We start from the raw sequence: 12,762 nt of genomic DNA, 5'->3' as shown, positions 1-12,762 counted from the left end.
TTACGTGTAAATTGTTAGGTCAGTAAATAGGCCTCCCAGATTGATTGAACGTATTTGTCGAGAGTAACAACAGTATTAACCATATCAACAGTATCAAATATATTCTGGGTAGCCTTTTTGTAGTCCGAAGAGCTTTAGAACGTTAATAGATCGTTTTTCTTGACCTAAAGTGGTTATAACCTGTTTCTGGCGGCGAATTTAGTGGGAGTCTTTGATATGGAACGCTGTACTTTTCTTTCGTTTTTATTAAGCATTGGTAATGCTGTTGGAAATATTCACGCGTTGGGATGGAGCTGTCTTTAAAGCTAATAAATGCCCCTTTAGTCCCACATACGTCAGTATCTCGACATACTTCCATCCAATCCAAAGCGCGATTTACATAATTATAGACAGGGTTATGCTGGCCTTTTTCGACTTCATAAACCTTTTCGTTCCACCAGGTTTGATATTGGATAGTGTATTGAGACGTTGTATAGGAAAAAGCGACTCGTTTGCTGGCTTTTTCGTTCGTGTCCTTAGCATAGAATGGCCCTGAAATAGCGCCTAGAGTCACGTAGCTGAACAACCCCAATGACTCACTCTCTTCACAAATGAGTGTTGAAGTTAAAGACCGGATCAACTGCTCTTTGCCAACGTCGCTCAACCCTTGGTGTGATACGACCTTCGAGGTGATTTTGTGTGGAGCAGGGGAGTCAAAATCAGGAGCAAACGGCTTACTTTTATCTGCAGCTGAAGATAGACGCCTTACATCATACAATGAGTTTCTTGCCCAATGTCCCATTAATGCAGAATCATAGTAATGCTTGCTGTCAGTACCCGTGATTTTAAGCTTTCCTGAAGAGAAGTATTGTTGTACAAAATCTCTAAGTTCCTCTTCGCTACCGTCCCAGTAACCATACATGATGCACGGGTGCTGAAGTTCTTTAAAACATTTCTTTTCAGTAGTCGATGTAGAGGAAATCGCATTGATTTTAAGGTTCGTTCCAACCAATTCTATCGTGTTCTCATCATTAATTGCCGTTTCCCATTGCTCTAAAACACGGAAAGTGGAGTTATGCCCAGTATTGGCTTCTTTTGTGTTCCAGTGCAGTTCAAAGCGATGAATTTCATCTGGGATCTCGAAGGCACGAACTGTGAATTCCAATACAATGCCGTAGCTCAACGCACCACCACCACGAAGGGCCCACAGGAGATCTGAATTGTGCTCATCGTTAACCACGATGACCTCACCATTCTCTAATAAGACTCTTGCTGCAATTAAAGATTCACAACACATGCCATGTAAGCGAGTCCAAGGACCCCATCCTCCACCTTGAATGTAACCCGCTAGTCCAACCGTTGCACAAGTTCCATGAGGTATGGTCAATGCCGGGCGCGAATCATTTTCGGTGTCGGCCAAAATAGGGATAAGTTGGTAGAAGCGATAGCCAGCACCAATATCGGCTACGTAACCTTGAGAGTCTTGCTTCACGTCCAGTGTTTTTAATCCACTGAGGTCGAGGAGCACAACATCATTTCCAGTGCATTCACCTTCGTGATCATGCCCGCCAGATCGTACTTTTACCGGTAAGTTAAATTTAACGGCCAATTGATAAGCGGTGACGACGTCTGACTCACTTTGACACATAACAATCACGGACGGGTAAGCAATAAAACGTGTATTAAAAATAAGCGTTTGAGCTTGATATTGGCTAAGCCCTGGACTTTGGGAGGGGCGAGAGCGATGTGAAACCAAAATCTGTCTTTTATCAACACCAAGTTGGGACAATTCATAGTAATAACGCGCAGCATTGTTTTTGTATATTGCCATGAGGCGCTGTGCTTCTAATAACTGTTCGTGAGGTGTGTCTGATAGCTCGAATTGTGTATTGATATCGTTCATGACAGTTCCTTATTTGAAGAATGCAGCGACCCTTTGATTGGGTATTGGTCAATGCTTTGCCCTGTCACCGTTATGGCGAGAGAGCGAAGCGCTGGTGCTAAGCCGCATTTAAATAAGCCGTGTCTACCTAAATCCTCTCTGTTAATGTTCACTTCAACACCACCGCACATTGCCCCACCGCTCACATCACCATCATCGCCCGAAGCCGCTATATCAAGACCGTCACTCATTTTGATTCCATTCATACTTTTAAAGGTGAATCAAAATGTACAGGAGGAGCTGTTTCATTCAATTACACCTTATTACAGCATCCGTATAGCAAGGTGTAATACCGTGTAATTGAGCAGAGACTTGTTAGGTACTAGATTTGTCGGGAACAAAATGTATTTCGTAAGCATGGCCGAAAGGGGTGAACAGAGCACTTCGGTTTATGGGAGCGAAGAAGATTTTGTGTAACGGTTTAAGATTAAGGAGCTTCGAATGCGTATAAATAAATGGATATGTAAGCTGACCCCGATAGCGGCAATCATTGGTGTATTTTCATCTGTCAATGCCACGGCTAGCTGCAGCACTGACCCTTTTATCGGTTCTATGTGTGTAACAGCAGCAGATTTTTGCCCTGAACCGTATTATATGAAAGCGGAAGGTCAGTATTTGCCAATCAGTGAATGGCAAGCGCTGTTTTCCCTATTGGGTACAAACTTTGGTGGTGATGGTAGAACCAACTTCCAGCTGCCAGATATGCGTGGCCGCACCGCAGTAGGTCAAGGATTTGGGCCTGGTTTGAGGGCTATAGCTCTAGCTCAACGTGGTGGTGAGGATTTTATTAAACTTACACAGAACAGTCTGCCACCTCATAAGCATGTCGTCGGGGCTGGCGTTCGAGTTAATGCGAGCAATGTCAATATTGACGTTGCTGTGGAAGTACCACTTTCTACCAGTTCAGGAACCAGTCATAAGGTACCTGAGAGTGGCGCAACATTTTTAAACACGGTTGGTAAAGATAATTTTGGGGACAATCATGAAGTGAAGATTTATGGAAGTGCTGGTACCTCTGGAGCGTATTTAGTCGGAACGGGGAAGTCTGAGGTGCAGTTTGGTAATAATATTTTCGTGGAAGGTGAGGTGGAGTCTACTGGGGCGGGGAAGGCGTTTGAACACAGGCAACCTTTTGTCGGGCTTACCCACTGTATTGCCGTGAATGGTACTTATCCTTCTAGGTATTAAATTCCTCTGTAAGGGAATTGTGGTGCTTGAGTAAGGATAAGCTTCTCAACGCGCACAGGCCTTACGAAACGACAGAATCGCTGGGTGATCACAGGTGAGTTACTAGGATCTTTAACTCATCTTTGCCCCAAAGTGAGCCAGAGAGGGATTGAACTCAGTGTAAACCCTGCAACTTGCCTTACTTTTTCTCATGCCTAGAGTTCCAACAATGTTGCTAAATGTTCTAATCCACAACAGAGTAACCTTCAATCAAACTTACGCACGGATATGTTGTTCAATCACTCATAAGTTACTAAATAATAGAGAAATGAAGAGAGTTTTTTGATTGATAACATGCCTTGAATTGGAAGTAATATGTGCTTGCACGGTTTTCAACTAGAAATTAGATTCAACCTGAAGTATATACATAATTTTCAGTTGGTTAGATAGGATTCTCGACATATGCTGAATACGTAAATTTGTGCTGGCACGATATTAAAATGTTAGGTATAAACTCATGATGTTTGAGCATGAGTTCACAATCGATTACTCTGAGTCACTTTTGTCTTCAGAGTCTTCAGAGTCTTCAGAGTCTTCCTCTTCCTCTTTTTTATTTTTTAACATTGTCTCTCTATTTGTTTTGCATTCGGATAACAATTTTTTGAGTTCAGAGTCGCCATCATCCTCAACCTCTTGGTATTCTACGGTCGCTCGGGGATCCTCTTTAGGAAGTGCATCATCTAAGCCGTTTCGTTCGTGGCTTAAAGTATCGTATCCAAGGTTATTTGCGATTAACTCTTTAACTAGTATGATACTTTTCTTTAGGTCATCTTTTTTAGCCATTCTATTACCTTGCATTGTGCATAAATGATAATATTAACCTAATTGAATTATTAAGGTTAGTTCTTCTTGAAAATACCATACAAGCATTTAAGAGTGATTCGCAACGCTTGGCGATTTCGCTTCGTTCAAGTATAGCCAAACGTCGCTCACACCTTAATGCGGCTACATGGATTCCCCCCAGGTTGTCAAACATCCGCTAAACTATGTTGATGGGTTTTGGACTGCCGCTCTACATTCGGCCTACTTGTCGACGATTCGCATACGTCGTGGCCCTGATGACTTGCGCGACTGCGGTGCCTTATTCGTTAGATGACATCTAGTGTGTCCGCCGCATTAACAGGCTCTCCGCAAGTGGTCTTAACCTATCTCCATCATTAGCGTCTGCAATGATCCGGTGGGTTTAACTCTTTATGCTGCTTAGTTTTTTACTTAAGCAGCATAGTTTTCGTATTCTGTTTGATTGTGTAAAAGCGACCATATAATTCGTGCGTTCTTCGCGGCAAGTGCCACTATCGCCCGGTTCATACCTCTTCGCTCTAGAACGCCTCGACACCACTGACTTAACTTATCTTGCTTGTCGCCAAGGTTGGCAATTACGGTCCTTGCGCCATGAACTAATAGTGTTCGTAAGTATTTATCGCCATGTTTGGTTATCCGACCTAAGCGTGGCTTTCCTCCCGTCGAATATTGTTTTGGTACGAGTCCTAGCCAAGCAGAGAAATCACGGCTTTTATCAAATTGAGAGCCGTTACCTACAGAAGCAAGTATCGCAGTAGCGGTTTGTGGTCCAATGCCCCGAACTTTCATCACTCGTTGAACATTAGTGCTGACCTTAGCAAAAGAGTCGAAGACTTGTTCAGTATCGGCGATACGTTGATTCAATTCTCCAAGGTGGTGATAAGCATCGGCTATCACCGTTCTTGCGAGGTGTGGCAGTTCATTTTCTGCGTCTTCGAGCATTAAGGGAACCTGTTTCATCAATGAAGAGCGACCAACGGGAATGATCAACCCGAACTCAGAGAGTAGGGCGCGCATGCGATTCATAAGCGCAGTGCGCTCACGAACCCAATGCTCTCTCATTCTATGTACCGATAAGATGGCTTGTTGCTCGGGGGATTTTACGGGTACAAAGCGAGTTGATGGACGCTGAACAGCTTCGCATATGGCAACAGCATCATTAAGGTCGTTCTTTCCCTTAGTTCGATAAGGGATTACGTATTTAACGGCCATGATACGGGCGTCATGTCCCAGTTTATTGAGTGTTCTTGCCCAATAATGTGCACCACCACACGCTTCAACGCCTATACGCATGAGTGGCATATTTGCTATTGTAGTCAGTAGTTTAGATCGGGTTACTGACTTATGAAGTAAGACTTTACCATTTTGGTCTACGGCATAAAGACTAAAGTGGTTTTTAGCTAGGTCGATGCCGCAGAAATAAGAATAATCAGACATGATGCCTCCGATGCATTTAAGTACCACATAAGTGTGGCAGATCCTCGGTAGGGGGAATCCATGTCATTCGTTATAAGCCCATGGAGTTTAATTTGAGTACCGTAGAAAAATCTCTTCAATTGTCGAAAGAAATCAATAAATCATTAGAGGGATTATCAACACCTGCTGGTGATGAATTCTTGTTTCCTGGTTTGTTCTATTCATTAGTTTTAGAACACCACCGAAGCATAATTGTTTTATGTGAAAACAGTTTATATAGTTCAGCTTCGAGCTTAATTCGTTGTATTTTTGAGGCCTATGTAAAAGGACTTTGGTTTGCAGATTTTGCGACCGAGTCAGATTTTGAAAAATTAAGAAATGATTGCTTCAATAAAGATTTCTATAAGTTAGTAAATGCAATAGAGGCTAAAAACCAGAATGGTCTTAAGAAAGCTAAAGAGCTTTATTGGCCTAATCTAAATAGCTTTACTCATTCAGGCACTGCGCACTTTCGAGAAGAGTTAAAGATGATCAAATTGTAAGTAACTTTGACGCAGAGGTTATTGATCAAATGCTTAGCTTTGCTAACACTTATGCAATTTTGTCTTTTGGCCAAATCGCAGAGATGTCCGCTGATGAAAATGCTTTTAAAGCTTTCTCTACAATTGTTGATAATCACAGTGACTTTAAAGACACAATGGAATGCGTAAAGGGCTTATAACAAGCGCTTTAAACGAAATAAAAACAGTTGGTTAGGTTTCGCTTCGCTCCACATTATAACCAACAACTTTTGTCCGCTTAAGCGGGCGTTATACAAATGGAGGAAGAATGACACTTCAAGATATAGAAAGCATATCCGTGATTGTGGCGTCTTGGGTTGGCATTGTATACACATTAGTGACTTTGTTTAGCCGGAAGAAAGATGTTCAGAATTCTTCGTCGAATTATGAAGACTCTTCTAAATACGACATCACTGAATTAATGCGCGTGCTGTGGAAGTATGTATTAACATCATGTCTATTCTGTTTTGCTATTTATAGCAATGTATCCAATGGTGGAGCCGTGCAGAAAATAGATATATTGGTTATATCAGGGTGTATCGGGGCTATCATCTTACTCTTAGTGCGCATGATGTATGTGTATACGATGTGGTCTGCGATTCGAGAATTAAGAAAAGACAATATCGCATACTAAAATTTGTATAACTAGAGGATTTAAAGTGGATTTTGGTTTAGCGTTTTTTTCTGCGGTTATGTCCGGCGTACTGATTTTCGTACTCCAAAATTTGATCTTAAAGTTAGCTATTGAACCAGCTAAAGAATTTAAAAAGCAAATTGTGCTGACGAGTATCATTATTCTTGAAAATATGCCCAAAATTTCAAATGCTTCAGCTTCAGAAGAAATTTCGAGTGCAATTTCAAAGCAGTCAGCACTGTTGCTTGCAGAGTCTGAGTTAATAATGGGTTATCCAATACTGAAGTGTATTTATAAGCTGCCATCAAAGAAAGACTTGTTGAGTGTATGCCATAGCTTAAATGTTGTGTCACATAATATGAACCCTCTAGCGCAAGAGTTCTATAAAAGCTCAAGTTTTACAGGGCAAGCACGAGATCTTGCATCAGAAAACAATAAGCTTTTACGTGAACTATCGAAGTTACTAAAAGTTAGCGTAACCTTTGAGTCAGCGCCCTAACAAATTTAAGAGTGATTCAGCACGCTTGGCATTTTGGGTTTGGGTTTAGTTTAGTGTTTACGGTGGTCAAATTAAGTGTCGTGGTCGCGTGCTTCACACCTTAATTGGGCGTTATGTGTTTAAGAGGTTTTATGATTGACAGTCGATTGAAAAGGTATTGGTTAGCTGAGCTAGAGCAATCAGCTACATCTCTTGAAAAGCTTTACCGAAGTAATGATTGGAATGACGAGCTTGAATTTTCGGTCGAAAAATCTATTTTTCTCGGCTTTTACGCTATCCGTAAATTGAAAGAAAGCGGTTTACTTCCAAATAATGTCACAAGCCTTAACTGGAAAATCACGACGTACCCCAAAGCAGAAAAGTCTAAACAAAGTAAGTTCATAAATGACTACCAGCTTTTCTCTGGCGGCTCAAAGCAACTTAGTTTGGAGGCTTTATGTAATCAATTTGTACATAGCAATCATTTTTCACCGTTTGTTCCTGATAATCATGTTTGCGAAGGGTTCTTCTTTGCTTCCGACAGAGAAAGTAAAGAGGAATTGTTTTATATGCAGCTTGTAGGCGTGATTGATGTTTTTCTTAGCGTGGTTCATGAGAAGAGAATGATGTTAGAATTGGTACAAAATGAAAGTGAATTCTCTATCAAGCTACCCAACACATAACAAATGCTTCAAGTGAGATTGTGTAGTTGACCCGATCTAGTGGACACCTTCAATTGTAATTGGAGGTGATCATGCCAGCTTATAAATCAGGTAAAAAAACTCAACAATATCTTACGGAATTTAAGGTAACTGCCGTCCGACTTTCGCTACGAGAAGGAGCTACAGTTAAAAGCGTGGCTCTATCATTAGATATCCACCCTTATATGCTTTCAAAATGGCGAAAGGACTATCGAGAAGGGGTTATTATGGAAGACAAACGTAAGAAAAGGACCAAGATCCCGAGTCAGAAAACGGAGTCGAGTCGAATTGCAGAGCTTGAACGTCAGAATGAACAACTTAAGCTCGAGAATGACTTGCTAAAAAAGTGGCAACGATTCGTTGCCCAAGAAAATCGACAAAATTCCGATTCATAGCCCATTACAAAACACGTTATTCCATAGTATTGATGTGCCGTTTTCTATCTGTTTCTAAGTCGGGTTACTACGCATGGCTTGGCAGAGAGCCAAGTCGCTATGCTCAAGAAGAGCAGGCTTTGAAGAAGCGAATAATTAAAGTGTTTTCTCAGAGTCGAGAGACCTACGGTAGTCCAAGGGTTCATGCAGAGCTTAGGCGCCAAGGAGTTTTGGTTAGCCGCAAGCGTGTGGCTCGGATCATGAGAGAGCAAGGCCTAAGAGCGCGAAGTTATCGGATTTACCTAAAGATGGCCAAGCTACATCGGTTTTATCAATCGATTAAGAATATTAAAAAAGACACACCAAAACCAACGGCAGTTAATCAACAATGGTCTGGAGATCTAACGTATATAAAGCAAGGTAAACGTTGGATGTATCTAGCGGTCGTTATCGATCTTTACTCGCGTAAAATCGTCGGTTGGTCGCTTGGTAGTAAGAAGAGTACACAGCTAACGATGAGTTCGTTGAGAATGGCCATTAGAAATCGAAAGCCACAAGAGCGATTATTATTTCATACCGACAGAGGCTCTGAATATCGAGCACATGAAGTTCAAGCTTTATTATCAAAAAATGGAATTGTCCCAAGCATGAATCGTCCAGGTCATTGTACTGATAATGCGGAAGTGGAATCGTTCTTTCATACGCTCAAAGGCGACATAATTAGGAAAAATAGTTTTAAAAGTGAGAAGCAGCTTAGAGATAAACTTGCCGGTTATATCCAGCATTTTTATAACCGTTATAGACTGCACTCAAGTCTTGGATATCGAACCCCGCATGAATATGAAGTAGCGACGGGTTAAAGATAGGAGGGTGTCCATTTTATCGGGTGAAGATCATTGCCAACGCTAGGCATTTTCGGTTTGGCTTTTGTGATTAAGGTGGTAAAGGTAAAGTTTGGGGTTTGAAGTTGGCACCCCTTAAGCGGGCGTTATATGCTCATGCAAAAAAGGAAACTATGAAGTTCAAAATTATTAGCATGTTATTGTTCTGTCTCGGAATAGTGATTGGTGCATGGTTTGGTGTAAATAGTGTTGTTATTGAAACAGAAGCTATACCAACAAAGACGTTCTTCGACTTGTTGTCCCTATCATTGAGTTTTGGTGGTTTTGTTTTTGCCGGGCTTTCGTTTGCAGTTGCTTACCATGTATTGACTCAATGGAAAGTTCAACACAAAAAGGAACGCTTAACTGAATTGCACACAGATGCTATTGATCGAATGTTAAAAAGCCATACAGCGCTGACTAGCTTTACATTTCACGATGGTTGTAAAGATACCTCTATAGCATTTGCAAATGCTATCACTGAACTTCAAAGTGTGAACATGAGGTACTTTAGTTCAATTAGTTCTGAGAGTATCCAAACTATTGAGCTGATGGCATATGACATTACGAATGACCAAATGCAATTTTCTAAAGACTATGCTTCCTTTATGGCTCATTTTTATAATGGTTCTCAACGTAAGTGCTTGTCTATCGAGGGGCGGACAGTAAAATTTTCTGAATCAACCGAGGGTGTCATACGTAAAGGGGTGCTAGAAAGTTATTCAACTAAATTAGGTTTAGAACTTGAAGTTGTGGACAATCAGTTTGATGTTCAGAAAATGATTACCAAACTATACCTCGCCATTATCGACAATAGTGGTGAGTTTGTAACACAAGCATACTCAATGGAAGAACGTATACAAAGCGTTTAAGACAGGTTCCCAACGCTTGGCATTTTTGGTTTGCTTTGAATTTAGTATTTACGGCACAATGCTTTAAGGTTGGTGGTCTGCGTTGTAGTGGATGAGTTGCTTTGGCCAATCGATAAGAGGATTTGCAATACCTCAGGTTATCCGTCAAATACTAATTTAGTAATGCAACTGACTCACTTTTGTCCAAAAACGTGCTTGTCTAACCAATCTCCTCACACCCCAACACCGCCACAAACGCATCCAAATATTGTTCAATAGTCAGATCCGCAGAAACGGGGGGCAGTTCTACGGTAATACACGGTAGGCTTCTTTCTTGGCACCAATTGCCGAATGAGCCCGGGGTTTCGTAATCGACGTCTTCGACGAGCGGTAGGTTGAACTGCTTGCCTAACCAAGAGGCGAGTTCTGATTGAGTTGGGTCGTCGACCATGGCGAGTGGTTCGTGAAAAGAGATGACGAATTTAGGTTGGCGCTGTTCAATGAGGTTGATGAGTGACTGCACTTCAGGTTCAAGCTGATCGGTTTGGCCAGTCTTCACTTTTACATCTCTGACGGGTGTGTGAGAGCTCCAGCGATAGACGGTGCCGTTTTCTGTCCAGTTTTGCGTAGGGAAAGCGCGGTTTAGATCGACTTGGTTTGCGTTGGCGCGAGTGCCTAGTTGATTGCCGTCAGGGTTCATCGACAGGATCACATCGTGTCGTAAGTTAGCGGCAGGTAAGCTTCTTAGCGCGCAAGACAAACCTGCGATAGAAGCGGTTTCATCACCGTGTGTGCCTGCTAAGATCAGCCCGCGAGATTCGCTTTCGATTTGCGCGGGGAAATAGAGCAAGGGTGCACCCAACACCGATTTTCCATATGACAGCGGCTTTATCGAAAACGCAGCTCTTTCCGTTCTTGGAATTAAACTCACCTTAATCTCCTGATTGATCAAGTACTATCAAATAGTAATACCAATCGTAGTAAATAACTGTTCACCCTAGCTTGTTAAAAATCTCGATAACGTCGTTAGATTTTTTGATTGTAGAATAACTACTTATCGAAAAAATCCGCCTTGTTCTCAAGCTCTTTTCCTGCGCTATTTTTGAACACTTACTTACTGTGATTGGTATAACTACTATTTAGATGACCTCTATTAAATAAACCATAGCGTCAAAACACGTCAACCGTCGCATTGTTAATTATATTACTTTGCTTCAAAGATAGGCTAGGAGAGCAAAAAAACATGGATTTTAAGAAACATTCAACGGCTTTACTCATTTCATCTTTATTGACCCCTTTTATCTCAGTGACTGCCGTTGCTGAAACCTTACCTGCTGGTGTTTCACTGGCAAAAGACCAACATTTGGTGCGTGCTAATGATGCAGAAGCAGCGACGCTTGATCCGGCAAAGGCAGAAGGCTTGCCTGAAATGCACATACTACGCGATCTGTTTGAGGGCTTAGTGATCCAAGATCGCGATGGCAATATAACCCCGGGTGTCGCGGAATCTTGGGAAACCGAAGACAACCAGACGTTTGTATTTCACCTGCGTAAAGATGCGCAATGGTCGAATGGCGATCCGGTGACGGCCGATGATTTCGTGTATGCAATAAGACGCGCGGTCGACCCGAAACTCGCTTCGCCAAATGTGTGGTATCTCAAGCTAACTCAAATCAAAAATATCGCTGATGTGGCAGAAGGTAAGAAGCCTGTTGAAGATCTCGGTATCTCGGCTGTTGATAAGCACACGGTGAAATTCGAACTCGATAGCAAAGTGCCATACTTTGTCGCGATGACAGGTCACACAGCTATGATGCCCGTTCACAAGGCAACGCTAGAAAACAGCGATAAGCCGTGGAGCGATCCGAAGCAGTTTGTTGGCAATGGCGCGTTTGTTTTAGGCGAGTGGGTGGTTAACGAGCGTATTGAACTGAAGAAGAACCCTAACTATTGGGACAGTTCAGATACGCACTTAACCCAAGTGACTTACATTCCGTTTGAGAACCAGAATGCGTCTATTAATCGCTATGCAGTGGGCGAGGTCGATATTACGTCTGATGTGCCGACACACATGGCGCAGCAGTTAAAAATGAAATATCAAGACGCGTATACCGCGGTGCCTTTATTGTGTACTTACTATTACGCGTTCAATACCACACGCCCTCCGTTTGATGATGCGCGAGTGCGTAAAGCGGTGTCTTATTCCATGATGCGTAATGTGATTACTAATGGAGTGACTCAAGTAGGTAACTTACCGGCTTATACCTTTGCTCATGAATACACGGCAGGTTTTGATGCCACTCAACCTGAGTACAGTACATGGATTCAAAGGGAACGTGACCAAAAGGCGAAAGAGCTGTTGAAAGAAGCCGGGTACGATACGTCTAACCCATTGGATTTTAAACTGCTCTACAACACCAGTGAGTCGAACAAGTCGATTGCGGTGGCGATTGCATCCATGCTGAAAAGTAACTTAGGCGCGCAAGTTGAGTTAGAGAACCAAGAGTGGAAGTCTTATTTAGTATCACGTCGACAAGGTGATTTTGATGTGATGCGAGCGTCTTGGTGTGGCGACTACAATGAAGCGTCGACCTTCTTAAGCTTACTGCGATCGGAGTCTTCAGGTAACTTTGCTCGTTACAATAATGAAAAATACGATTTAGCAATGGATAACGCATTAGCTGCAACTAGTGAACAAGATCGCCAAGGTTTCTATGACCAAGCAGAGCAGTTATTGGCTGAAGATATGCCCATCGCGCCAATCTACTACTACATGCAAGCACGCTTAGTGAGACCAAGTGTCGGTGGCTTTGCGAAGAACAACGTAGAAGGCCGTATCTATTCTAAGGATCTTTATATCAAGCAGTAAAAATCTTTGAACATTATATAAATATAAAATCCCCATTCGCTGACAAGGC

13 protein-coding genes are annotated in these 12,762 nt (G+C 42.2%); 8 read left to right on the top strand and 5 right to left on the bottom strand.

Annotated elements, in window-relative coordinates:
• Nucleotides 1-142 precede the first annotated feature (142 nt).
• A complete protein-coding gene (locus tag Q5H80_RS20195) occupies nt 143-1,882 on the bottom strand; it encodes an FAD-dependent oxidoreductase (RefSeq protein WP_304569916.1) in 1,740 nt (579 codons plus the stop codon).
• Complete coding sequence (locus tag Q5H80_RS20190) at nt 1,879-2,112, bottom strand: hypothetical protein (RefSeq protein ID WP_304569915.1); 234 nt, start codon at nt 2,110-2,112, stop codon at nt 1,879-1,881. Before Q5H80_RS20190 ends, Q5H80_RS20195 begins: the two co-directional genes overlap by 4 nt.
• Nucleotides 2,113-2,362: 250 nt before the next feature.
• Here Q5H80_RS20190 and Q5H80_RS20185 point away from each other — a divergent pair, with 250 nt between their 5' ends.
• A complete protein-coding gene (locus Q5H80_RS20185; protein WP_304569914.1) occupies nt 2,363-3,109 on the top strand; it encodes a phage tail protein in 747 nt (248 codons plus the stop codon).
• A 525-nt stretch (nt 3,110-3,634) separates the two neighbouring features.
• Here the strand turns inward: Q5H80_RS20185 and Q5H80_RS20180 are convergent.
• Nucleotides 3,635-3,931: a hypothetical protein gene (locus tag Q5H80_RS20180; protein ID WP_304569913.1), complete on the bottom strand. Its 297-nt coding sequence runs from the start codon at nt 3,929-3,931 to the stop codon at nt 3,635-3,637.
• Nucleotides 3,932-4,360: 429 nt separating this feature from the next.
• Nucleotides 4,361-5,386, bottom strand: coding sequence for an IS110-like element ISVisp6 family transposase (locus Q5H80_RS20175; protein ID WP_304569912.1), 1,026 nt, complete (start codon nt 5,384-5,386; stop codon nt 4,361-4,363).
• 92 nt (nt 5,387-5,478) lie between these two features.
• Between Q5H80_RS20175 and Q5H80_RS20170 the strand changes: the two genes are divergently transcribed.
• The 6 genes from Q5H80_RS20170 to Q5H80_RS20145 all read left to right on the top strand — a co-directional run bounded on the left by Q5H80_RS20170 (nt 5,479) and on the right by Q5H80_RS20145 (nt 9,865).
• On the top strand, nt 5,479-5,907 hold the full coding sequence (locus tag Q5H80_RS20170) for a DUF5677 domain-containing protein (protein WP_304569911.1): 429 nt from the start codon (nt 5,479-5,481) through the stop codon (nt 5,905-5,907).
• A 286-nt stretch (nt 5,908-6,193) separates the two neighbouring features.
• Nucleotides 6,194-6,559, top strand: coding sequence for a hypothetical protein (locus Q5H80_RS20165; protein ID WP_304569910.1), 366 nt, complete (start codon nt 6,194-6,196; stop codon nt 6,557-6,559).
• Between the two features lie 25 nt (nt 6,560-6,584).
• Nucleotides 6,585-7,058: a hypothetical protein gene (locus tag Q5H80_RS20160; RefSeq protein ID WP_017634122.1), complete on the top strand. Its 474-nt coding sequence runs from the start codon at nt 6,585-6,587 to the stop codon at nt 7,056-7,058.
• A gap of 131 nt (nt 7,059-7,189) precedes the next feature.
• Nucleotides 7,190-7,720, top strand: coding sequence for a hypothetical protein (locus Q5H80_RS20155; protein WP_304569909.1), 531 nt, complete (start codon nt 7,190-7,192; stop codon nt 7,718-7,720).
• Nucleotides 7,721-7,791: 71 nt separating this feature from the next.
• A protein-coding gene (locus Q5H80_RS20150; protein WP_304569489.1) for an IS3-like element ISVisp1 family transposase occupies nt 7,792-8,972 on the top strand; the annotation gives its coding sequence in 2 pieces (ribosomal slippage) (nt 7,792-8,077 and nt 8,077-8,972; 1,182 coding nt in all).
• Nucleotides 8,973-9,127: 155 nt separating this feature from the next.
• Nucleotides 9,128-9,865: a hypothetical protein gene (locus Q5H80_RS20145; RefSeq protein ID WP_304569908.1), complete on the top strand. Its 738-nt coding sequence runs from the start codon at nt 9,128-9,130 to the stop codon at nt 9,863-9,865.
• Between the two features lie 199 nt (nt 9,866-10,064).
• On the opposite strand, the gene mpaA is transcribed toward Q5H80_RS20145, so the two are convergent.
• Nucleotides 10,065-10,775 (bottom strand): murein tripeptide amidase MpaA, encoded by a 711-nt coding sequence (mpaA, locus tag Q5H80_RS20140; RefSeq protein ID WP_304569907.1) that lies wholly within the window; start codon nt 10,773-10,775, stop codon nt 10,065-10,067.
• A 312-nt stretch (nt 10,776-11,087) separates the two neighbouring features.
• On the opposite strand from mpaA, the gene Q5H80_RS20135 reads away from it, so the two are divergent.
• Nucleotides 11,088-12,713 (top strand): ABC transporter substrate-binding protein, encoded by a 1,626-nt coding sequence (locus Q5H80_RS20135; RefSeq protein ID WP_304569906.1) that lies wholly within the window; start codon nt 11,088-11,090, stop codon nt 12,711-12,713.
• Nucleotides 12,714-12,762: the final 49 nt, after the last annotated feature.

This window comes from Vibrio sp. SNU_ST1, assembly GCF_030563405.1.
In the GTDB taxonomy this organism is placed as follows: Bacteria; Pseudomonadota; Gammaproteobacteria; order Enterobacterales; family Vibrionaceae; genus Vibrio.
This window is presented reverse-complemented; position numbering and strand designations above follow the sequence as displayed.